Raw genomic sequence first — 22,646 nt, 5'->3', positions numbered from 1 at the left:
CGCTACTCCTCCGGCAGCCACGCCGTCTGGATCAGCGACGCCCCGCCGCGCCGCGAGACGAAAACGCCCCGTCCCGGCGGCAGCGGACGCGCCTTGACCTGCCCGAGCAGCTCGCCCTCGCCGGGCGAGCCGGACAGGACGACGCCCTGCGCGCCCAGCTCCTTGAACCGCTGCATGAACGGCTCGTACGAGGAGCGCCCGGCGCCTGCCGTCGTCCGCGCGACGATGATGTTGACGCCGGCGTCCCGCGCGTACGGCAGGTTGTCCACCAGCTCGGACATCGGGTTCCCGGACGACGTGGCGACCAGGTCGTAGTCGTCCACCACGATGAAGGCCCGCGGCCCCGACCACCAACTGCGGTTGCGCAGCTGCTGCGGGGTGACGTCCGTCCCCGGGATGCGCTGGCTGATGAGGGTGTTCATGTCGGCTATGTACTTCTCGAACGCGTCCTGCGTCGTGCCGTAGCCGACCAGGTGGGACTGCGGCGCGACCTCCAGCAGGCTGCGCCGGTAGTCCCCGACGACGATGAGTCCCTCTTCCGGGGTGTACCGCTCGGTGATCTGCTTGATGAGCAGGCGCAGCAGCGCCGTCTTCCCGGACTCCGTCTCGCCGTAGACGGCGAAGAAGGGGTCGCTGTCGAAGTCGACGAAGACCGGCTCGAGGTTCATCTCGTCGATGCCGATCGAGACGCCCCGCTGCGGCTGCTCGTGCCCGCCCGGGATCTCCCGCACCGACAGCATCCGCGGCAGCATGCGCACCTGCGGTGCGTGCGGGCCGGGCCAGTTGTCGACCGTCGCCTTGACGAACTCGGAGGTCGCGTCGGCCAGGTCCTCGGCGTTTCCGGTGACGCCGTCGATGCGCGGCAGGCTGCTGAGGAAGTGCAGCTTGTCGGGGGTGAGACCACGGCCCGGGTTGCCCACCGGCACGTTCGCGGCGATCTTACGGTTCAGCTCCGAGTCCATCGGGTCGCCGAGCCGCAGCTCCAGCCGGGCGAGCAGCTGGTCCTTGAGCGCCGCTCGCATCTCCATGTAGCGGGTGACGGTGACGACCAGGTGCACACCGAGACCGAGGCCGCGGGTGGCGATGTCGGCGACGACCGGCTCGAGCATCTCGTAGTCCGTCTTGAAGGACTGCCAGCCGTCGATGACCAGGAAGATGTCGCCCCACGCCTCGCCCGGCAGCTGCCCGGCCGCGCGCATCTGCCGGTAGGTGCCGATCGAGTCGATGCTGTTGTCCCGGAAGAACTCCTCGCGCCGGTTCAGTACGCCGGTCACCTCGGCGATCGTACGGCGGATCTTTTCCGGGTCCAGCCGCGAGGCCACCCCGCCCACGTGCGGCAGCCCCTGCACCGCGACCATGCCGCCACCGCCGAAGTCCAGACCGTAGATCTGCACCTCGTGCGGGGTGTGGGTGAGCGCGAAGGCACCCATCAGCGTGCGCAGCAGGGTCGACTTGCCGGAGCGCGGGCCGCCGACGATCAGCATGTGGCCCTGCGCGCCCGAGAAGTCGTGGTAGAGGATCTCCCGGCGCTGCTCGATCGGCTTGTCCACCATGCCGAGCGGCACGCACAGACCACCGCTGCGGGCGTAGCCGCTCGCGTGCAGCCCGCGCTCGGTGGAGACCGCCAGCTGGGGCACCAGCTGGTCCAGCGGCGACGCCTCGGTCAGCGGCGGCAGCCACACCTGGTGCGCCGCCGGGCCTCGTCCCTCCAGACCGCGCACGATGACGTCCAGCACGGTGTCGGCGAGCGCGTCGTCGACGCGGTTGCTCTCCGGGGTGTACGTGTAGTCCGGCTCCGGCTCGGCGAACCGGACCGGCACCGGGGAGGCGGTGAACAGCACCGGCCGGCGGTCGGTCGGCAGCGGTCCGCTGCCCGTGATGGTGGTCGTCGTGGACCGGTAGACCCCGGACACGTAGGCCGCCTTGAAGCGGACCATCTCCTCGGTGCCGAACTTGAGGTAGCCGGAGCCGGGCACGGACGGCAGGTGGTACGCGTCCGGCACACCCAGGGCCGTACGGGACTCCGCCGCGGAGAACGTCCGCAGACCGATGCGGTACGACAGGTACGTGTCCAGACCGCGCAGCCGCCCCTCCTCCAGGCGCTGCGAGGCCAGCAGCAGGTGCACACCCAGGGACCGGCCGATGCGGCCGATCTGGATGAACATGTCGATGAAGTCGGGCTTCGCCGTCAGCAGCTCGCTGAACTCGTCGATGACCAGCACGAGCGAGGCCAGCGGCTCCAGCGGACTGCCCGCGGCGCGCGCCTTCTCGTAGTCGTGCATGTTGGCGTAGTTGCCCGCGGAGCGCAGCAGCTCCTGGCGGCGCTGGAGCTCACCGGTGATCGAGTCGCGCATGCGGTCGACCAGCGTCAGATCGTCCGCGAGGTTGGTGATGACCGCCGCGACGTGCGGCAGTTCCGCCATGCCGGAGAAGGTCGCGCCGCCCTTGAAGTCGGCGAGCACGAAGTTGAGCGTCTCGGAGGAGTGGGTGACCGCCAGGCCCAGCACCAGCGTCCGCAGCAGCTCCGACTTGCCGGAACCGGTGGCGCCCACGCACAGCCCGTGCGGGCCCATGCCCTCCTGGGCCGCCTCCTTGAGGTCCAGCATGACCGGGGCGCCGCTCTCGCCGACGCCGATCGGCACCCGGAGCCGCTCCGCCGTCGAGCGGGGCCGCCAGGTGACCGCGGTGTCGACGGCCGCCGCGTCGCCGAGCCCGAGCAGATCGGTGAACTCCAGGTTGGTCAGCAGTGGTTCGTCGTCCCCGCCGCCGCTGGACACCCGCATCGGGGAGAGCTGTCGGCTCAGCGCCTCGGCCGCGGGCAGCGGCAGCGCGTCCGGCACGCCCTCGTACACCGCCGACGCCGACTCCACCTGAAGCAGCCCCGGTCGCACGATCAGCGACAGGCCGCCGCGCAGCTCGTCCAGCTCGCCCCGGACGACCTCCAGCACGGTGACGCCCTGGAGGCCCTCCTGGGCGGCCAGCATCGAGTCGGGCGGTACGAAACCGCCGTCCAGGATGACCACCACATGCGGCTGGTCCAGCAGCGGCTGTCCGTCCCGGTTGAACCGCGAGCGGCCCTCCAGGTGGCTCTTCAGCAGGTCCTCGACCTCGGCGAGGTTGTCGCCGAACAGCCGCTTGGTGCCCGCTCCGTCCACCGTCCCCGGCACCTGCGTATGCGGCAGCCACTTGACCCAGTCCCACTCGTCCGTGGCGCCCGAAGCGGCCACCACGGCGATCACCAGGTCCTCCGGCGAGTGCAGCGCGACCAGGCTCGCCACCAGCGACCGCGCGGTGCCCAGGGTCGTCTCGGGCTCCCCGGAGACCGTCATGTGGTAGAAGGCGCGCAGGCTGACCGCCATCGGCATGCCGTCGAGCGTCTGGTGGGCCGCTATGAACTGCTGCATCGCGCCCGCCGACAGCGGCTCCAGCTCCTCCACCGGGGCCGTCTCCGGCGCCACCAGCGGCGTCCACAGCTCCTGCGGGCCGAGCCCGATCCGTACCTGGACGAAGTCGTCGTCGGTGATGCGCCGCTCCCACAGCCGGCTGCCCTCCGCCACGAGCGACCAGAGCTGCTCGGGGGAGGGGTGCAGATAGAACTGCGCGTCCCGCTGCTTGCGCGCGGTGCGCTGCACCTGGCGCCGCGTCTTGGTCAGGTACTTGAGGTAGTCGCGGCGGCCCTCCACGGCCTCGCCCTGCGCCCCCTTGCGGTACCGGATGAGCTGAGCGATGGCCATGGCGACCGTCGACAGCAGCATCATCACGCCCATGATCTTCATGAACGGTGCGGAATTCGGCATGAAGAAGAAGACCACCGACGAGCCCATGCCCAGCATCGGCAGCAATTGCATCGCCATGCCCTCCTGATCGCCGCGAGGCAATTCAGGAGGTGATTCGAGCCGGAGCTCATCCGCGGACATCCCGGGCGGAGTCACCCGAGGCGGGCGTTTCACGATGATGTGGCTCATCGGCCTATCTATCCCCCGATGCGGGCTGAACGATTGACGACCGGTCGAGGCCGGCACCCACGCTTCAGGGCGCGTCCTGGTGGCGCCTGCCCGGCAATGTGCTGATCCTACGTGTACGGACGACAAACAGCGCCGGGTAGGGTGACGTTCCGCACGCGCAGCCACAATCGCGTCCGCGAAAGAAGCGGAGACACGGGGAATGAGAGGGTTCCGCAGGTGAGTTCGACCACAGCGACCGGTTTCTGCCGAGTGACGGTCGTCGCACCCGACAGCCGCATAGATGTCGCTTTGCCTGACGACATTGCCCTTGCCGACCTGTATCCGGAAATACTCCGACTGACCGGCCAGACACAGCCCGCCGGCGCACCCGTCGGCTACCACTTCGTACGCCGCGACGGCACCGTCCTGGACGGCGCCCGCTCCCTCGCGGCCCAGCGCGTACTCGACGGCGACGTGCTGTCCATGCGCCCCTTCGCCCAATCCCTGCCGCCCGTCGTGCGCGACGACGTCTCCGACGCCATCGCCTCCGCGGTCTCCGGCGACCGCACCCTGTGGAACGCCGACTACCTGCGCGTCAGCGGCCTCTTCGGAGGGGCGCTGCTGCTGGTCTTCATGGGCTTCGTGCTCTGGTTCGCCGACCCGGTGCGGCACGACATGCACAGCCTGCCCGGCATCATCGCCGGCGCCGTCGGCCTGCTGCTCGCCGTCTTCGCGGGGGTCCGGGCCCGGGTGTACGACGACCGGGGCTCCGCCATCGCCCTCGGCCTCGCCGCGCTCCCGCACGTCATGATCGGTGGATCCGGGGTGCTCGCCCTCGACCGCGGCGAGGGCATCGGGCGGCTGCAATTCCTGCTCGGCTGCGTCGCCGTACTGGTCGTATCGGTCGCCCTGGTCGCCGCCATGCCGTCCGGTGACGCCCCCTTCGTCGCCGCGGTCGTCCTCTCGGCCTTCGGTACGGTGGCCACCTTCTGCCAGATCCTCGCCGAGATCGACGCCTCGGGCACCGCGGCCGTCTGCGCGGCCGTCGCCATCGCCACCATCGCCTTCCTGCCCGGCCTGTCCGCACGCGCCGCCCGGCTGCCCATCGGCTACGTCGCCCCCCGCGACTCCGCGCGCAACGACTACGGCGGCGGCGCCGACCCGGACACCACCACGGCCGCCTCCACCCCGATCGACAGCGAGCGCATCGCGACCCAGGTCCGGCGCGGCCACGAACTGCTGCTCGGCCTCGTCGGCGGCTGCGCGGCGGTCGTCGTCGGCTCCGCCGCGGTGCTCGGCTTCTCCGACAACGCCTGGGCCCAGGTCCTCGCCCTCGCCGCCGGTGTCGCCATGCTGCTGCGCGCCCGGCTCTTCCGCTACACCTGGCAGGTCGCCTGCGTCCTGGTGTCCGGCATCGTGTCGCTGGCCCTGCTCGTCCTGGGCCTCGCGCTCAACCCGCCGACGAGCGCCGTGGTCGACCTGCTCAGCGGCGACAGCGGCCCGCTCGACATCCGCACGGTCTGGCTGACCGCGTCCGTCGCCTTCGGCTCCCTGCTGCTCATCGCCATCGCGCTGATCGTGCCGAAGAAGAGCGTGACGCCCTTCTGGGGGCGCTTCGGCGACCTGGTGGAAGGCGCCATGCTGCTGGCCGTCACACCGCTCGCACTGGCCGTCCTGGATGTCTACGCCACGGCGCGGGGCTTGGTCAGCAAGTAGCGTTCCCAGGAGCACGACCCATGACGCAGTACCTCTGGCTGCGGGGTCCGGACTCGCCGGGTATGGGGGAGCGGCCGCGGGATGGCAGCGTCGTCCCGCACATCAGGAGCCGCCCCGACGACAGCACCTGGCCCGTCCGGACCCTGGCCCACCCCGAGCGCATCCCCCTGCCCGGCGAGACACCCGGGCCGGGCGCGCCGGGCCACGCGACGGGCTGGAAGCCCATCGCGCCCCTCACCCTGTGGGCCGACGCGCACCGGCAGCACGTCTACGCCCATGTCGTACCCGAGCACGTGGACAAGCACGGCGGAGCCACCTTCACCGTGTACGGCTCCGCCGGTGACCCCCTGGCCTCCATCACCGCCGAACCGCCCCTGCGCGGCCGGGGCTTGCGGGCCTGCGTCACCGTGCGGCAGACCGACGGCCCCGAAGTCGTGGGGTTCCAGGGGCGGATCCTGTCGTGGTGGGGGTGGTGGCTGCTCGCCCCGGTCCACATCCCCCTCCGGATCGCCCTCACCATCCTTCTCGAGGAGTACCTCCCGATGCCCCATCCGACCCGGACCCGATGGCGGGTCGGCGGCAAGGGCAGGACCGTGCTGGAGTGGCGCAGAGTCGGCCGCAAGAACGAGACCGTCGAGCACTCGGGTCGCTTCGACCGATGGCTTCACGTGGCAGCGGAATGGTTCGATCCGCGCGTGGCCGCCGCCCTGCTGGCCCTGCACCGGGGGTGCCACAGGGGCACCTGGGCAGGGACATAACAATCCGGAGCACCGCGTCCAGCATGCCGCCCTATGCCCGGAAATCGCCGGATGCATGCTCACCACAACGTAGTTGGGAGCTGCACGCTCCGCGACTACAGTGGTGCCGATCGCCGTATACGCCGTAGGGGGGAAGACGATGAGCGAGGGGCGTCAGGTCTCGGCGACCGACGCGAGCGCGAGCCGAGTGCGCACGGGGAGCGGCGAAAGCGGCCGGAACGGCAAGCGCGCGGACCTCAAGGTCGAGGCCGAGACCCTGGCGAGCTTCAAGAGCAGGATCGACAAGATCTTGCTGGACCTCGAAGAATCGCCGGCGGCCCGCAGCAAGATCAGCGACCAGACGGTCGCGCACGCCGCCTTCGGCGCGGAATTCACCGCGGCGGCCGACCTGGCCGGCGCCTACGAGAAGCTACACGCCCGCCTGGAGAAGTTCTCCAGGACCCTGGGCGACCAGCTCGAAGCCCTGGGCATCGCCGTCCAGATCTCGGACCGCGGCTACGACAGCGTCGACGCCGAACAGGCCGCCCGCCTCCGCGCCATCCAGAAGCGCACCGCCGAGTACTACGGCGCGAACGCGGACGACCGGCCCGGCACGGGCCACGACAAGAACACACCGAAGCCCGGCAAGGGCAAGTCCGGCACCGCCGACTCGGACTTCAGCTAGGGGGGAACCATGGCGAACGGAGAGTTCGACGGCCTGTCGGTGGACAACCTACGGGCCATGCTGGCCGGCGCCGACGCCGACAAACTGACCGCCGCCGGCACGGCCCTGGGCGACGCGGGCCCGAAGATCCTCGACATCGGCTCCGATCTGCGCCACCACGTCTCCCGCGTCGAATGGACCGGCGAAGGCGGCTCCGCCTTCCGCGAATGGGCCCACGACTTCGCCCTCGAAGTCATGCGCTTCGGCCAGTTCACCACCACCGTCGGCAAACACGTCGCCCAAGCCGGCCAGACCCTCTCCGAAACCAAGTCCGCCCTGCCCGCCTCCAGGGACCCCCGAGCAGCCCACGAGGACCCCGCGGCCCAGAAGGCCGCCAGCCAGGAGGCCGAAGAGGCCCGCCACCAGTTGGAGCGCCTCTCCTCGGCCTACCGGGCGGCGCAGCAGACGATGGAGGCGGAGCGGGAGCCGCAGTTCAGGGTGCTGCCGGGGCTGGACGGCATCGACGGCGCCTACGCTCAGGACACGGCTACCGGGGGCGCGAACACCGGTGACGGTGGTCGTTCACCCTTGAGGCCGTCGAGCCCGACGGACGGTGGGTCGGTAGACGTCGCACAGCGGCCGGAGCCAGCACCGGCCGATCGTGAGTCGACAAGGACAGGCATCGATTCCGTCACTACTGATCCGAAACGGGAAGTGAACGCGCTTGGAGAGAGGGGGACGCCAATTGCCGATCCCCCCAGGGGCACCAGCCCTGAAGTGGTGCCCACGACCGCAGGTGTGCCCGCACCGTCGACCTCTCCACCGTCTCCGCGTGGAGGGGGCCGCGGGTTGGATCGCCCCCCACTGATGGGCCGATCCGGCGGTGGCGCTCAAGAAATCCCGGCCCGTCCGGTATCTCCTCGTCGTTCGACGGGGGGTGACCTCATCAGTGGTCAGCCACGTTCCACAGGCAACCCTTCCAGGACGCGACTCCCGCGGGGAATGGTGGTGGGAGAAGACCACCCGCCGATGTCGCGGGGGCCCATGACCGGGAGTACCCCTCCGCCTGGCGTGGGTGGGTCCGTTGAAGGAAGGCCCGCCGGACGGCGGTTGGCCTCGGAGTCGGGTGGACAGGTCAGTGGACCACGCACACCAGCCTCGAACAGTGGCATCAACCCCCGTGGTGCCGCGATCGGTGAGCAGCGTGGCGCTACTGGACGAGGGCCCCTACCCGGGGTCCTCCGCCCGAGGAGATCAGAATCCTCCGACGGTGCTTCGGGCGAGATAGCCGCAGGACGCAGACTCGCGTCGGAATCGGGAGGATCAGTTGCTGATCCCCAGACGTCCTCGCGAAGGCGGCCCGCATTCACTCATGGCGGTACGGGACTCGTGCGATCTGGAGACGACGCGGGGCTCACAGACCCGGAGGCCAGGGCCGGCTACCACAACCGTCGCCGAAACGAGGACGAACCTGGGGATGCAAGCGGGGATGACGGCTCCTGGACCCTTGGACGACGAGACACCATGCCTCCCGTCCTTGAGTAACCCGTATAGCAATTGAGGGATCGGGAGATTCTGTAGAGATGTCAATATCGTCCAGCAACAGTCACCGGCGTTTGGCTCGAGGGTGGGCGCTACTTGGTGCCGTGACCGTCAGTCTGGGATGTCTCACATCTCCGGTAGCGGCCCAAGATGTGCGCTCGCGCCAGTGGTACCTGGATGCCATGAAGGCCGAAGACCTATGGCGGACCAGTACCGGAAAAGGGGTAACTGTCGCCGTCATAGATAACAAGGTTGACGACTCGACCCCTGAGTTGCGTGGTCAGGTCTTGGCGGGGAAAGATTTCACCGAGACACAGGACTCACGTGTTCGCAGTAGCAGTCATGGCACCCAGATGGCTGCGCTCATTTCAGGATCGGGTCGATCGGGCGGAATCAAGGGAGTGGCTCCCGATGCCAAGATCCTTCCCTTGAAGACAAGCGGACTGGACGATCATTCCGTTGATGACCCCACAGACAAGTGGGTCAAAGCCATCAGGTACGCCGTGAGCAAGGGCGCCCGGATCATCAATATGTCCGTACGCGCTGTCGGTCTGCTGGATGGTTCCGAGGAGAAGCTGCAACAGGCCATTGACGAAGCGAACGCAAAGGGCGCTCTCGTCTTCGCCGGCATGGGGAATGATGGCGACATCGGTGATGGAGCTGGATACCCTGCGCTACTCAAGGGCGTAGTAGCGGTATCTGCTGTGGATAAGAGCGGCACCGCTGCAAAATTTTCGACACACGGCGCCCAAACGGCTCTGGCAGCACCCGGTGCGGAGATTCCCGGACGTTGTCCGACAAGTGGCAGCTGGTGTCAGGGGCAGGGAACCAGCCAAGCCACCGCCATTACCTCAGGATCGGCCGCCCTCATCTGGTCCGCCCACCCCAAGTGGACCGCGAACCAGGTCCTGCGCGTGATGATGCAAACGGCAAGCAAGCCCAAGGGCGAGGTCCCCAGCGAGTACATCGGCTACGGCATCATCCGTCCCGCCCAGGTCCTGCTCGACGGAAAGGGAGACCCGGGCCCGGCGGACGTCAATCCGCTGTTCCCCAAGTACCAGCCCGGGAAGGCGTCCTCCGCGTCGCCGTCTTCACCCGCGAAGGGTGACGCCCCGTCGGGTGCTGCGGACGCAGACAGCAAGACCCCTGCGTCCTCCGCAGCGGGTGGCGACGACGGGAGCGACTACACGCTCGTCTACACCGGAATCGGCGTCGCCGCAGCCCTGGTCATCGGAGGAGGGGCGTATGCGCTCATTCGCTGGCGTAGGCGGGCCTGAGAGGGCGAGGCGTTATGAACTATGTCGGCCTGGATAACGTGGTGTCATGACCAAGTACGACCCTCCAGTGTACGAAACATACCTCACCCGTACTCCCCTCCAACTCCTGCTTGGAGTGGGCTGGAAGCGCATCGTGATGCTCCGGGTCGACCAAGATGGCGTGACTCTTGGTGGTACTCCCAAACAAACGGCTCTCGTGCCGTGGCAGGACATCACTTCTGTAGTGCTATGGCGAAGGTATCTGCGGGATGTCACCACACTTGGTAAGACTCACTCGCTCGTGCCCACGGACGACTGGACAGACTTCGTTGGCCTTCGTCGTCGCCCTGGTGCGCCGCCTCTGCCTGGACCGAATAGCAAGTTGAGCGCCGAGCAGACGGCAAAGCTCGCCCGGCACATCGATCACGATCTCTTTCTTGCCAGCCGTGCGATCCGACTCTGGAAACTTGATTCGGAACGTCTTCAGGCTGCCGTAGCGGCCTTTTCTCCTCTTGTGCCCGTGCAGGATGAGCGACACGCACGGTAGCAGCTTGGGGCGTGATCATTCGGCATCCAAGTTTGCCAGTTACCGGAAATAGTGAAAGCAGAAGGTACTCGGAAGTCACTGTCGCTGCCCGATGCCTTCGACATGGACTCGGAAAATGCCGTGGATGGAGCGGCGCGAGGGAAAGGAGACACAGGTGGTGGGCGACCATGGTGAACTGAAGGTCACCAAGGAGGCCGAGGAGCGCATCACCAGAAGTCTGCGGTCAGCGTTGCACGGTCTGGACGGAGCCGGAAAGGGCAAGGGTTCCGCGCAGAACGGCATCCTGAGCACCATGAGCCTGTCGGCAACCGAGGCCAGTGGCGAGGGACTTTCCAGTACTTTCTCGGATTTCTGTGAGTTTTGGCAGTTGGGCATCAACATGCTGGAGCAGACTGCCAACTCACTGGGAACTCAGCTGAGTCAGGCCGCCGGTGCCCTGTGGGAGGAAGACCGGAGCCGGGCGGGCGCGCTGAGGGCCGGCCTCGGCAATGCCGCCGTGGGCACCGCGGTGGGCCCAGGCGGGGCAGGCGTCAGTGGCATTCTCGGGAACTTCGGTGGCCCTTCCGGCTCCGGCGCGTCCGACTACCGCGCGCAGCCCTATCCGCAGACTGGACCGCAATCGTCGCTTTGGGACTACGTCGGTACCGGCGGGAATGGGCCCGGGCGGCATACGACCCCTGGCGATGCTGAGGGGAGCGGGCGCTGATGCCGACCAGCGGCCACACCTCGACCGTTGTGGATCCCGCTGCGAGGAACGCGGGTCTGGCCGGCGCCTGGGTTGAGAAGCATGTGGGCTGGGGTCCGGGCGAACTGGAGCTGGGCCAAACCGAGGAGCCCAAAGAGCTGATCCACGGCGATGCGTCCAAGCTCCGGTCGAACGCCGCGCAGCTGAGGGGTCTGGCCAAGGGTCTTGAGTCGGTCGGTGAGGGGATACGGAGGCTGAACTCCCATGAGATCAAGGGAGAGACAGCAGACGCCTTCCGCAAGCGAGTGTCCACTGAGCCGAAGAAGTGGTTCCAGATCGCGCACGCGTGTCATCGAGCGAGCGGGGCGCTGACGGACGTCGCTCACACCGTGGAATGGGCTCAGCGCCAGGCTCGGGAGGCGATCGATACCTTTGCGCGGGGCAAGCGAGCCTCGGACAGGGCCCGCGAGGCGCACAACGACAAGGTCAAAGCCCATAGCAAGGCTGTTGACGCCTATAACAGCAAGTCTGCCGTCGACGACACGGAGTGCGCGGCTCCTCCCAAAGCTCCGGGCGCATTCCACGACCCGGGCGCTGCGGACATGGAAACGGCTCGAGAGATCCTGGCCGAGGCTCGCCGCCAGCGCGACACGGCACACGACAGGGCCCAGAGTGCGGTCAAGGGAACATATGACGAAGACCGGGCCGGGGCGCCCAGGGCCGGAACGACCGAGCTGAATTTCTTGGAAAAGATACAGAACAGCGAGCAGTATAAGAAGTACACGGAATTTAAAGAGGGCTATAACAAAATCAAGAAGCTCTCAAAGATTCGGGGGTCTATCAGCGCCACCATGGCCCTTTGGCAGCAGTGGACGAAGGGCGGCAAAGCCGCCGAGGAGTGGCTGGAGAAGATGGGGAAGGGCCCGGCCTGGCTCTCAGATGCTGCGGCCGGTGACGGAAGGCTTGCGGGTCTCGCCGCCCGCGGGGTCGGTGCGGCTGAGACCATTGGGAAGATCAGCAAGGCCATGATGCCCTTGGCCATCGTCGGCGGGCTCAAACAAGCGATAAGCCCAGACCATGGCGGAGGCCGTGGTGTGGCAGACCGAATTGCCGGGGGCGCACAGGCGTTGGGCGGGGGAGCCGTGCTTTCAGAAACCGCTTTGGGCGGCGGTCTCCTCGCTTCGGAGGCTGTTGCTGCCAGCATCCCGGTCGCTGGCTGGGCAGTGGTGGGTGCCACAGGCGCGTATTTCGCGGGCAGCTATATCTACGACAAGTGGGGCGACGACATCGCCGCAGGTGCCAAAACCGCCTGGAACGCCACGTCAGATGCCGTGGGGAGCGCGGTGGACAACACGGTGGACACGACGGTCAACGCTGCCCTCCACCCCTCGCACGCGGTGAAGACCGCGGAGCACGTCGTGGACGGCACGGTCGACTCGGTCAAGAAACTGAAGTTCTGGTGAGCAAGAAAGAGGTTGTTCCCGTGCCACAGACCCACGAAGGTGGCGCAACGCTCGAGGAGATACGCCGGGACCTCGGCAAGGCCCTTGCCGAGGAGGGGTCTCGGCCGTTGCTCCGGTTGACCGACGAAGAGCTCGCTGTGCTGAGTCCGGCGACGGAGGGCGGAAGCACGATCGTTGCCGCTCCCCATCTGGAGGGGATGCCCGCGCAGGAGCGGGACTGGGTGCTCGCGACCGCGCTGCGGTCGCTGGTGTCGAGGGACTTGGTGGAGATCGCCAACACCGCTGAACTCGACGCGGCCCTGCGCCAGGAGAACCGGTCCGCCGACGTCGAGATGGACATGCGTTTCTCTCCGGACCTGGAGTTGGCGCTGACGCTGCGCAGGACTGCGGAGCGCGTCCTGGCGGTGGAACGGACGACGTCCGAGGGTACTTCTTATGCCTATGTCTTCATCCACGGCACCGACGTGCTGCTGATCGAGGACGTCACCGGCGGCGGTATGCATGCGTTCACTCTGGTGGCCACGGTGCCTGAGGCGGCAGAATCCATCCGTCGGCTGGTCGACCCGCACGAGTCGGCCGGACACGACGGCCCCACCCAGGAGCTGGATCCCGAGGCTCTCGAACGGGACTCGATGGCTCCCCCGATGAAGGACGTCATCGACAATGCCCTTGTGGTCGGCCAACTGGTGCTGCTCGCCGATACCCCCGGACCACTGCTCATGACGTACGCCACCGCGGAGGAGCTGTGGACGGTGAACGTCGACGCGCCGCACGCTCCCTCGGGCATCACGGCGCGGAGCGTGGGGGAGCAGACGCTCGTCGACAGCGTTTCTCGCCTGCTGGCGCCGACTGCTGTGGCGATGTAGCGGGGTTGGGTGAGCCGGGGCGTGGGGACAGCGCCCTCGGCCGCCTCAACGGGCCGCGACCGTGACTGTCTCCGGGGCGGGGTACGTGATTTTGTTCTGGCAGGACAGACGACCTTCCAGGTCGGTGAACCTCTGCGCGGATTTGGTGAGGATGCTGACCTCGGAGCGGTTGGAGAGGCCGACGTTGTCGGTGAGCGTCACCTGGAAGGCGAGCATCTTCTTGTCCTTGGACTTCTGGGCCAGGTCGGGGCGTTGGCAGTCGACCAGGAGCTCGGCGCGCTTTCCGTTGCCGGTTTTGCGTACGCTGTAGGACGTTGTCTTGCCGCTCTTCCTTTCGGTCGCAGGGAAGGAGTTGGGGCCCCAGTTCACCGTAATGTTGAACAATTTCTTCTTGGCTGATTCGTCAAGGATTGCGCATGGTTGTCCACCGAACGGCTTGAAGGTTTTCATGTGCTTGTTCATGTCGATGCTGATCGGGATGGTTAAGTCGCTCCCAGTGCGGGGTTCGGTGACTTGCCGCAGGTCGTGATCATGCTTCGCCTCGATCACGGATTCCTTGTCAAAGGTGCCCCGGCAGGTCCTCTCGCTGAAGGTATTAAGGTATGGGTTCTTGGTTTGTTGTTCTTGGTTCTGTTGCGGGCCGTCATCTCCTCCACCGCAGGCGGTGATGGTTAAGGCCAGCAGGCACGTCAGTGGAATGACGGTGCGAAGAGGCCTCGCGAGGGAATGTGGTGGGATCGCAATCATCCTTCGGTCTTCTGTCATGTTCCGCTGCCGGTGAGCCTGCTATTGCCTGCGCCGCGATCGTAGCCATTCTTTATGGATTCGTCGGCTCGGGCGTACCACGATGAGTTGTCGACGTCCGGATGGACTGCGACGTATGAATCGAAAGTCATCGCTGATCTGCGTTGGCCCTTCTCGATGAATTCCTTCTTGAGGTCGCTCGCATCCCTGTCGATCTTTGTGTCAAGTTCTTCTTGACGTCGCTCCATTTCTCTGTCGATCTCGATTCCTTTGTGTGTTTCCATGGCTCCGCCTATGCCTTCGATAAATGGGGTGACGAAGGGGGCGTGCCTCGCCGTCTCAAGAGGCATGGTGATGAGACTTGTGGCGCTACTGATTCCTTGGCTGACGCCGTACTTCTTCCACTCTGCCGCCTCGGATAGCTTTCTTGCCTGCTCGGCTTTGCTGTCCTCGGCGCTCGATGTGATGGCATCGGCCCGTGCTTCATCGAGGATTCCCTGAGTCTCGGCGGCGGTTCCAAAGATGGCGATAAGGGAATCGTCTGCCTGAGGATGGGCCTTGACGGCGCTGGCGGTGAACTCTTGTTGCGCGACCGAGAGGATCTTGTAGCTGTCGTCGTCGCGGCCCACTGCGGAAAGGAAGTCCTTGGCGCTCTCGTGTGTGACAAAGATGTCATCTCCACCGATGCTGCCGAAGGCGGCGTTTCGAATCTGGTCGCCCGAATTCTTATCACCGTAGTTCGCCGTTGCCCAGTCCAGGTTATCCATATACCCCGCGCCCATCCTGGCAAGGCTGTCGCTGAGCCCTGGTTTGTCCGCAACCAGTCCGGAATTCTCGGCGACCATGACAACTGCCTGAGTCATCACGTTGGCGCTTTCGGGTGTCCTGTGCAGTCCCAGTTCGGGCTGGTCGTACGGATGGCCGAGGGTGGCGGCCTCGAGGGCGTGTCCCAATTCGTCGTACCCGTACCCTCGGTCGTTGGCGGCGAGAAGGTTGCCGTTAGGCCAATTCCGGTCCTGTAGGAGATACTTGAGATCGGGGTCAGGATCCCCAGAAAGACTCTTGTTATAGCCTTCGCGATAAAAGAGCGCCTGCGCCGCCTCCGGATTGCGCCCCAGCGCCTCCATGTACCCCGCCATGGGATCCATGCCCTGGTCGCTTCCCTTGCCGAAATTGAGGTAGGCCGCATACCCGCTGGGGCTCCACAGGCCCTTGAGGTCGTCCTTGTGCTTACGGTCGAACTCGATCAAGCCTCCCGTGCGGCCGTCCTTCTCGTGGCTGCGCGGGTCCTTGTAGCCCTTGCCGTAGTCCAGCAGGAAGTTCTTGTCGTACTCTCCGTGCCGCAGCAGGCTGCTCATGACCTGAAAGCCGTACGGGCCCTTGCCGAACGGGCCGCCGTCGGAGTGGGTGTTGTCGAGGCGCTGGGGGCCGAGTCTGATGACGTCGCGCTTCCACTGCTCGATCGCTCTGCTGTGGGAGTGGGAAGCCGTGGCCAGGGTGAAGCCCAGGGACCTTTGTAACTTCTCCAGTGCTTTCGTTCGGTCGCCGCCCCTCTGGGTTTCATCGGCGGCGTGTTCCCAGAACTGGAGTGTGCCCTTCGCGCCGAGTTGGGTGGCGAACTTCTCCGAGAAGAGAGGGTCCCCTTCGTGTCGCGAGAGGATCGAGTTGACCTGCTGGAACTGGGCCGTGGACAGGTCCGCTTTCGACTGTGCCAGCTCGGTGACGGTCTTGAGGTCTCGGAACGCATGCTCGCGGCCCCGCTTGGCGCCCTTGAGGCTGTTGAAGCCGTCGCCCGTGAACCCCTTGCCCCGACCGTTGAAATCCTGGGCGAGGGCCCATTGGAGGATCTCGTCGGCTGTGGTGGCGTCCGAGAGTACCTGCATGATCTGTTCGTTGTAGCCGTATACCGTTTCGGAGTACCTCTTGGCTTGCAGGCCCTGCGCCTGCACGGAGAGGTCGTCGAGGTTCGTGGGCTTGTAGGACACCTGGCCCTGTTCGTCGATCGCGAGATTCTTGTCCGCTTCGATGTCGTCCCGGTAGTCCTTGAGTTTCTTTTGGGCGCTCTTGAAGCTGGTGTGGGCGTCGCTGAGAAGGCCGTGCATATCCCTGGCCTCAAGGGCGGCCTGTTCTATCTGCTTCGCGACCGCCTTGATCTTGTCGGCGGCTGCCTCTGCTGCCTTGCCCTCCCAGTCGGAGTTGGCAATGGGGGAGCCGACCTGCTTGGAGAAGGTGGTGCTGACCTGGAGGAAGTGTTCCGGCAACCCGCGCCACTTGTCGACGGCATCGGAGAGCGGCTGTAGGTTCACCGTGAGGAGGTCGTGGTAGGAGACCATTGCCCGTCTTACGCTCCATGCCCTTATGTCGATGTGGGGTAGTGCCTCGGAAGGTGCTATCTGGCGACGCGCTTGTTCCCGTCGTGGTCCCGGAACGCGTCGGCCGTGTCCTTGTTGCCGATCTGGAAGTCCGCTGCGGCGTTTCGCAGGGCGCCGGCGACGCCGTGTTCGAGCAGACCTTGGACATGGCGCATCTGGGCCCGCCAGCGATCCTCGAACGTGTCGAAGGCCGCGGCGCAGTCGAACCCCTTGAGGCTGCCCTTGACCTGGCCTGTCTCCTTCATGGCCTGGTTGTCGGCCTTCGCGAAGCTCCTGCGCGTGCCGTCGGCCTTGTCGGCCATGTCACGGAGCACCTTCGAGGTGACCTTGAGCTTCTCCTTGGGAGAAGCGGCGCCGCCGTCGTGGAAGGTGTTGATCTGCATGCGGGTCGCCTGGCGCTCGGCCGCTTGTGTGCGGAGCGCTGCCCACTGCTCGTCGAACGACACGGTCCCCCCTGGTGGCGCGTCAACTTCCGGTGATGACAGGCGTCAATGGCCGTTAAAGTAGCGCGTTCCGTACTCGCGTCGCACGGTCGATTCAGGAACTATTCGGTCTCCAACCGCGCGGGCAGCCAGCCCAGTTGGATCAGCGGCGTGCCGCCCTTGCGGGTGATCAGGGTGGCGCGGCCCGGGGGGAGTCGGCGGGGGCGGATGCCTCCGAGGAGGTCGCCTTCACCCGGGTCGCCCGAGAGGATGACGCCCTGGGCGCCCAGTTCCTTGACGCGCTGGAGGAAGGGCTCGAACGAGGTGCGCGAGGCGCCGGCCGTGCTGCGGGCGATGATGAGGTGGACGCCGACGTCGCGGGCGAAGGGGAGAGCGCTCAGGAGGTGCTCCAGGGGGTTTCCGGCACTCGTGGCGACCAGTTCGTAGTCGTCGATGATGACGAAGAACCGCGGCCCGCTCCACCAGTCGCGGGCGCGGAGCTGTCGTGGGGTGACGTCGGGACCCGGGGCCCGGTGTTGCATCAGGGCGCTGAGCGCGTCCATGTGCATCTCGAGGGCGGGGGCGGCCGGGGCGTACTCCAGGAGGTGGGATTCCGGGACGGCCTCCAGGAGGGTGCGGCGGTAGTCGCCGACGACGATCCTCGCCTCGTCGGGGGTGTAGCGCTCGCTGATCTGCCGGGCCAGGAGGCGCAGCAGGGAGGTCTTGCCCGACTCGCTTTCGCCGAAGATCAGGAAGAAGGGGGCGGCGTCGAAGTCGATGAAGACCGGGGCGAGGCCGTCCTCGTCGATGCCGATCGGCAGACCGAGGTGCGGGTGGTCGAGGGGCCTCGGCAGCTGGTCGGCGGGGAGTTCGCGGGGGAGGACGCGGACCTCGGGGGCGGCGGGGCCTGGCCAGTGGGTGCTGACCGCGCGGACCAGGGCGGAGGTTGCGGCGGCCGCTGCCCCGGTGGCGGCCGCTGCCCCGGTGGCGGCCGCTGCCCCGGCGGTGGCCGCCACCCCGGCGGAAGTCGCTCCTCCGGCAGAGGGAGCTCCCCCGGCAGCAGCCCATTGCCCGGCGGCAGCCGATTCCCCAACGGTAGCCGTGTCGGTTCCGGCGGCCACCGGGTCGGTCTCGGCGGTGGCGGCCAGCCGCGGCTGCGCCGCCAGGAAGTGGAGGCCTTCGGCGGTCTGGCCGCGGCCGGGGACGCCGACCGGCACGTTGGCGGCCGTCCTGCGGTTGAAGTCGGAGTCCAGGGGGTCGCCCAGGCGCAGCTCCAGGCGGTTCAGGAACTGGTCCTTGAGCGCCGCTCGCACCTCCATGGAGCGGGAGGCGGTCAGGATCAGGTGGCCGCCGTAGCCGAGCCCGCGGGTGGCGAGGTCCATGACCGGGCCCTCGAGCGCCTCGTGCTCCTGCTTGAAGGCGCCCCAGCCGTCGATGACCAGGAAGACGTCGCCCCAGGACTCGTCGGGAAGCTCGCCCACCGCCCGCTGCTTCCGGTACGTGGCGATCGAGTCGATGCCGCGCGTGCGGAACAGTTCCTCGCGGTCGGTGAGTACGCCGATGACCTCGGCGACCGTACGGCGCACCCGTTCCGGGTCCAGCCGCGAGGCGACCGTGCCCACGTGCGGCAGGCCCGCGAGCGCGGACAGTCCGCCGCCGCCGAAGTCCAGGCCGTAGAACTGGGCCTCGCGCGGGGTGTGGGTGAGGGCGAAGGACGCGATGAGCGTCCGCAGCAGGGTGGACTTGCCGGACTGGGGTCCGCCCACCACGAGCAGGTGGCCCGCCGCGTCGGAGAAGTCGCGGTAGAGGACCTCGCGCCGCTGCTCGAAGGGCTTGTCGACCAGCCCGACCGGGGCGATCAGGTCGCCGGGACGGGCGTAGTCCGGCGCGTGCAGACCGCGGGCCGGGGAGATGGCCAGCGGGGGGAGCAGCTCGTCGAGCGCGGGGGACACGTCGAGGGGCGGCTGCCACACCTCGTGCGCGGCCGGACCCTGCCCCTCCAGCCGCCGGACGATGACGTCCAGCACCGTGTCGGACAAGGCGTCGCGGGACAGGGCGTCGTCCGGCCGGGCCGTGCCCCCGGAAGGGTCGGGGGAGGCGTACGAGGCGGGGACCGGCTTCGCGGTGAACAGCGCGGGACGCCGGTCGAGCGGGGGTCCGCCGTCGCCGCCGTCCACCGCCGGGTCGTAGGTGCGGTACGGGCCCGAGACGTACGCCGCCTTGAAGCGCACCATCTCGTCCGTACCGAACTTCAGGTAGCCGGAGCCGGGCAGCGTGGGCAGGTGGTAGGCGTCCGCCACGCCCAGCGCGGCCCGTGACTCCGTGGCGGAGAAAGTGCGCAGGCCGATGCGGTACGACAGGTAGGTGTCCAGGCCGCGCAGCCTGCCCTCTTCCAGGCGCTGGGAGGAGAGCAGCAGATGGACCCCGAGCGAGCGCCCGATGCGCCCGATCTGGATGAACATCTCGATGAAGTCCGGCTTGGCGCTGAGCAGCTCGCTGAACTCGTCGATGATCAGAAGGAGGGTGGGCAGCGGCTCCAGCGGGGCGCCCGCGGCCCGCGCGCGCTCGTAGTCGTGGACGTTGGCGTAGTTGCCCGCACCGCGCAGCAGCTCCTGGCGGCGCTGGAGCTCGCCCCGTATCGAGTCCTCCATGCGGTCCACGAGCGTCAGGTCGTCCGCGAGGTTGGTGATGACCGCGGAGACGTGCGGCAGCTCCGCCATGCCGGTGAAGGTCGCGCCGCCCTTGAAGTCCGCCAGGACGAGGTTGAGGTGTTCGGAGGAGTGGGTGACCGCGAGGGCCAGGACCAGCGTGCGCAGCAGCTCCGACTTGCCCGAACCGGTGGCGCCCACGCACAGCCCGTGCGGGCCCATGCCGCCCTGCGCGGCCTCCTTGAGGTCGAGCATCACCGGCTCGCCGTCCTCGCCGACCCCGATGGGGACCCGCAGCCGCTCGGCCGTCGTACGGGGCCGCCAGGACCGGGTGGCGTCCACGGAGGCCGCGTCGCCGAGGTCCAGGAGGTCGGTGAAGTCCAGTTCGGCCAGCAGCGGTTCGTCCTGGTCGCCGCCGGCGCCCATGCGCAGCGGCGCGAGCTGGCGGGCCAGCGCCTCCGCCGCCTCCAGCGGGAGCGTGTCCGGCTCACCTTCGTAGACCAGCCCGGCGGCCGACCGGAGGACGAGCCGCCCGGGGCGTACGTCGATCGACAGGCCGCCGCGCGGCTCGTCCAGCTCGCCCGGCACCACCTCGATGACGGTGACGCCCTGTATGCCCTCCGCGTGAGCCAGCAGCGCGTCGGCCGCGACCGTGCCGCCGTCCAGGACGACGACCACATGGCGCGCGTCGAGGACCGGCGGGCCGTCGGGGCTGAACCGGGGCCGCCCGGCGAGCGGGCCTCCCGGACCGTCGGCGGACAGCAGCGCCTCCAGCTCGTCCGCGTCCCGGCAGAACAGCCGCCGCGTGCCCGCCCCGTCCAGGGCGCCGGGCACCTGGGTGTGCGGCAGCCACTTCGTCCAGTCCCAGCGCGCGACGGCGTCCGGGCCGCCCGCCAGGACGGCCACGGCCAGGTCCTCCGGCGAGTGGAAGGTGACGAGTTGGCCCACCAGGGCGCGCGCCGTGCCCTGCGCGGTGTCCGCGTCCCCGGCCACCGTGAGGTGGTAGAAGCGGCGCAGTGACACCGCCACCGGCAGTCCGTCCACCGCTCCGTGCAGCATCAGGAACCTCTGCATCGCGCCCGCCGCCAGCGGCTCCAGCTCGTCGACGGGGGCCGTGGTCGGGGCCACCAGCGGGGTCGACAGCTGCTGCGGGCCGACGCCGACCCGGATCTGGCCGAAGTCCTCGTCGCCCAGCCTGCGTTCCCAGACCCTGCTGCCGTCGGCGACCATCGCCCAGAGCTGGTCCGGCGCCGGGTGCAGATACAGCAGCACGTCGAGCTGGGTGCGGGCGGTACGGCGCACATCGCGCCGGGTGTGCGCGAGGTACGTCAGGTAGTCCCGGCGCGCCCCCGCCGTCCGGCCCTCCGTGCCGCGCCGGAAGCGCACGATCTGGGTGGCGACGGTGGCGAGGGCCGACACCAGCATCATCCAGCCCATGACGCGCATGAAGGGCCCCGCGCCCGAGTTGAAGAAGTAGACCACCGAACCGCCCATGCCGAGCAGCGGCAGAAGCTGCGTCAGCAGGCCGCCTTGCTCCGCTCGCGACAGCTCCGGGGGCGCGGTGAGCTGGACTTCGCCCGTGGGCACATCGGGCGGCAGCGCCCGGGGAGGACGCTTGACGACAATCTGGCTCACCGGGCGGTCAGTCCCCCTTTTTCAGCTTCCCTGCACAGAGCGAGATGCGGTACACGTCCCGCCGGTGCCGCGGTGACGTCGTCCCCCGAACCCCGTGAGCCTATCGCTACGCCCCGTCACCGCGGGACGGCCCCCTGGGGCCTTCACAGAAGCCGACGCACACGCCGAGGGGGCGTACACCAGTCGGTGTACGCCCCCTCGGCGCGCATCGCGCGAACCGTGCTCAGCTCACGTCGAATTCCCCGTCCCGCGCGCCGAGTACAAAGGCGCGCCACTCGGCCTCCGTGTAGCGCAGCACCGTCTCGGGGTCGGCCGAGTTGCGCATGGCCACGGCCCCGTTCGGCAGATAGGCGATCTCCACGCGTTCTTCGGTGGTGCTGCCCGGCGCGCTGAGCCACTCGACACCGGAGATGTCGAGGGCGTACAGCTCGGCCTTTTCCTTGGCGTCAGCCATCGGTGGAGAATCCCTTCGCATTACCGCGGGAACAAACCCGCAACCACAGCCCTTGACGGACAGTCTCTTCCACCGGTGTGCGCAGCGGCAATCGAACACCGGAAGGAGGTGGCCCGGAACCGCCGGGTAGGGTTGGCTGCCGCGCGCATGACACGAGCAGGAGAAGCGGTACAACGAGGGGGCCTTGCACGTGAGTACGTTCGCCACGACCGATGTCGACGCGGGCACAGGCGCAAGTACAGGCGCACGCGCAGACGCGGACGGCGGAGCCTGAGCGGTGGCTGACGTGGTGCACATACCCGCCGGCGGCGGGAGGCGCGCGTGGAGCCGCTGAGCCGGGACGACCCGCGGCGGATCGGTCCGTATCACCTCATCGCGCGGCTGGATCCCGGCGCGGGGGACGCCGCCGCGATGGCGCGGTGCTTCATCGCACGCGGCAACGGTGGCGATCGTACGGTCCTCATCAGCGCCCCACCGGTGGCGTCGGCGGACGACGCCGGGTACCGGGAGCGGTTCCGGGCGGAGGCGGAGAACGCCCGGCTGCTGGCCGGTGCCTCGCGAAGCCGGTGGACCGTCCCCGTGGTGGAGATCTCGGCCGACGGTACGCCCCCGGGTGACAGCAGCCATTCCGTCGGCGGTACGGAGCCGCCGTGGAGCGCATCCCCGTACCTCCCGATGCTGCCGCTGCCCGCCGCGCTGGAGTCGTACGGAGGACCGCTGCCGGTGCGTACCGTACGGGCGGTCGGCGCGGCGCTGGCCGAGGCGCTGGACGAGGTGCACACGGCGGGGTTCACGCATGCCGGGATCGCGCCGGGCACGGTGTTCCTGGCGGGCGACGGTCCCCGGCTGGCCGGGTTCGGCGCGGTACGGGCCGCCGGGCCGGACGGCGAGGCGCGGGCCGGGCTGCCGGGGCTGGACGCCGACGCCCTGCCCCCGGAGCAGCTCGCGGGC

General features: G+C 68.2%; 16 protein-coding genes. 9 read left to right on the top strand and 7 right to left on the bottom strand.

Translation table 11 applies throughout. From position 1 onward, the window contains the following. Positions 1-2: 2 nt before the first annotated feature. On the bottom strand, positions 3-3,965 hold the full coding sequence (eccCa, locus tag EEJ42_RS08995) for a type VII secretion protein EccCa (protein ID WP_123099447.1): 3,963 nt from the start codon (positions 3,963-3,965) through the stop codon (positions 3-5). Between the two features lie 216 nt (positions 3,966-4,181). Here eccCa (EEJ42_RS08995) and eccD point away from each other — a divergent pair, with 216 nt between their 5' ends. The 3 genes from eccD (at position 4,182) to EEJ42_RS08975 (ending at position 7,082) form a co-directional block, all read left to right on the top strand. Then, positions 4,182-5,660: a type VII secretion integral membrane protein EccD gene (gene eccD / locus EEJ42_RS08990; RefSeq protein WP_123099446.1), complete on the top strand. Its 1,479-nt coding sequence runs from the start codon at positions 4,182-4,184 to the stop codon at positions 5,658-5,660. Positions 5,661-5,680: 20 nt separating this feature from the next. After that, entirely contained in the window at positions 5,681-6,418 is a 738-nt protein-coding gene (locus tag EEJ42_RS50740) for a hypothetical protein (RefSeq protein ID WP_184503003.1), read from the top strand. Positions 6,419-6,557: 139 nt separating this feature from the next. Next, complete coding sequence (locus EEJ42_RS08975) at positions 6,558-7,082, top strand: hypothetical protein (protein ID WP_123099443.1); 525 nt, start codon at positions 6,558-6,560, stop codon at positions 7,080-7,082. A gap of 48 nt (positions 7,083-7,130) precedes the next feature. Here EEJ42_RS08975 and EEJ42_RS08970 read toward each other — a convergent pair whose 3' ends face one another. Further along, positions 7,131-7,364 carry a hypothetical protein gene (locus EEJ42_RS08970; RefSeq protein ID WP_148081899.1) on the bottom strand — a complete coding sequence of 78 codons (234 nt, stop codon included), beginning with the start codon at positions 7,362-7,364 and terminating at the stop codon, positions 7,131-7,133. Positions 7,365-8,707: 1,343 nt separating this feature from the next. Here EEJ42_RS08970 and EEJ42_RS08965 point away from each other — a divergent pair. From EEJ42_RS08965 to EEJ42_RS08945, 5 genes are all read left to right on the top strand, one after another. After that, positions 8,708-9,880 carry a S8 family serine peptidase gene (locus EEJ42_RS08965; RefSeq protein WP_221179343.1) on the top strand — a complete coding sequence of 391 codons (1,173 nt, stop codon included), beginning with the start codon at positions 8,708-8,710 and terminating at the stop codon, positions 9,878-9,880. Between the two features lie 46 nt (positions 9,881-9,926). Next, on the top strand, positions 9,927-10,406 hold the full coding sequence (locus EEJ42_RS08960) for a hypothetical protein (RefSeq protein WP_123099440.1): 480 nt from the start codon (positions 9,927-9,929) through the stop codon (positions 10,404-10,406). 124 nt (positions 10,407-10,530) lie between these two features. Then, positions 10,531-11,112, top strand: a complete 582-nt coding sequence (locus EEJ42_RS08955) for a hypothetical protein (protein WP_148081898.1) — start codon at positions 10,531-10,533, stop codon at positions 11,110-11,112. Then, positions 11,112-12,554, top strand: coding sequence for a putative T7SS-secreted protein (locus tag EEJ42_RS08950; RefSeq protein WP_123099438.1), 1,443 nt, complete (start codon positions 11,112-11,114; stop codon positions 12,552-12,554). The genes EEJ42_RS08955 and EEJ42_RS08950 overlap by 1 nt, the downstream gene beginning before the upstream one ends. Before the next feature lie 116 nt (positions 12,555-12,670). Beyond that, positions 12,671-13,420, top strand: a complete 750-nt coding sequence (locus tag EEJ42_RS08945) for a hypothetical protein (RefSeq protein WP_246096255.1) — start codon at positions 12,671-12,673, stop codon at positions 13,418-13,420. A gap of 45 nt (positions 13,421-13,465) precedes the next feature. Here the strand turns inward: EEJ42_RS08945 and EEJ42_RS08940 are convergent, their stop codons facing one another. The 5 genes from EEJ42_RS08940 to EEJ42_RS08920 form a co-directional block, all read right to left on the bottom strand. Next, positions 13,466-14,167: a hypothetical protein gene (locus EEJ42_RS08940; RefSeq protein ID WP_148081897.1), complete on the bottom strand. Its 702-nt coding sequence runs from the start codon at positions 14,165-14,167 to the stop codon at positions 13,466-13,468. A 14-nt stretch (positions 14,168-14,181) separates the two neighbouring features. Further along, the gene (locus tag EEJ42_RS08935) at positions 14,182-16,497 is read right to left on the bottom strand and encodes a hypothetical protein (protein WP_123099436.1); all 2,316 of its coding nucleotides are present in this window, start codon (positions 16,495-16,497) and stop codon (positions 14,182-14,184) included. Between the two features lie 56 nt (positions 16,498-16,553). Further along, the gene (locus tag EEJ42_RS08930; RefSeq protein ID WP_123099435.1) at positions 16,554-16,982 is read right to left on the bottom strand and encodes a hypothetical protein; all 429 of its coding nucleotides are present in this window, start codon (positions 16,980-16,982) and stop codon (positions 16,554-16,556) included. A gap of 98 nt (positions 16,983-17,080) precedes the next feature. Beyond that, the gene (gene eccCa, locus EEJ42_RS08925) at positions 17,081-21,241 is read right to left on the bottom strand and encodes a type VII secretion protein EccCa (RefSeq protein ID WP_123099434.1); all 4,161 of its coding nucleotides are present in this window, start codon (positions 21,239-21,241) and stop codon (positions 17,081-17,083) included. Between the two features lie 223 nt (positions 21,242-21,464). Continuing rightward, positions 21,465-21,695, bottom strand: a complete 231-nt coding sequence (locus EEJ42_RS08920) for a DUF397 domain-containing protein (protein ID WP_123099433.1) — start codon at positions 21,693-21,695, stop codon at positions 21,465-21,467. 321 nt (positions 21,696-22,016) lie between these two features. Here EEJ42_RS08920 and EEJ42_RS08915 point away from each other — a divergent pair. Then, positions 22,017-22,646: protein kinase family protein (locus EEJ42_RS08915; RefSeq protein ID WP_484422001.1), on the top strand; the 630-nt coding region annotated here is incomplete at its 3' end.

The sequence above is a fragment of the Streptomyces botrytidirepellens genome, assembly GCF_003721215.1.
GTDB classification, from domain to species: Bacteria; Actinomycetota; Actinomycetes; order Streptomycetales; family Streptomycetaceae; genus Streptomyces; species Streptomyces himastatinicus.
The sequence above is the reverse complement of the archived record's forward strand: the minus strand, read 5'-3'. Positions and strand labels throughout refer to the sequence as shown.

Coding starts and splice junctions, on each gene's coding strand:
- eccCa (WP_123099447.1), bottom strand. CDS start 3,965: ATGAGCCACATCATCGTGAAACGCCCGCCTCGGGTGACTCCGCCCGGG.
- EEJ42_RS50740 (WP_184503003.1), top strand. CDS start 5,681: ATGACGCAGTACCTCTGGCTGCGGGGTCCGGACTCGCCGGGTATGGGG.
- EEJ42_RS08975 (WP_123099443.1), top strand. CDS start 6,558: ATGAGCGAGGGGCGTCAGGTCTCGGCGACCGACGCGAGCGCGAGCCGA.
- EEJ42_RS08960 (WP_123099440.1), top strand. CDS start 9,927: ATGACCAAGTACGACCCTCCAGTGTACGAAACATACCTCACCCGTACT.
- EEJ42_RS08955 (WP_148081898.1), top strand. CDS start 10,531: ATGGAGCGGCGCGAGGGAAAGGAGACACAGGTGGTGGGCGACCATGGT.
- EEJ42_RS08950 (WP_123099438.1), top strand. CDS start 11,112: ATGCCGACCAGCGGCCACACCTCGACCGTTGTGGATCCCGCTGCGAGG.
- EEJ42_RS08940 (WP_148081897.1), bottom strand. CDS start 14,167: ATGATTGCGATCCCACCACATTCCCTCGCGAGGCCTCTTCGCACCGTC.
- EEJ42_RS08935 (WP_123099436.1), bottom strand. CDS start 16,497: ATGGTCTCCTACCACGACCTCCTCACGGTGAACCTACAGCCGCTCTCC.
- EEJ42_RS08920 (WP_123099433.1), bottom strand. CDS start 21,695: ATGGCTGACGCCAAGGAAAAGGCCGAGCTGTACGCCCTCGACATCTCC.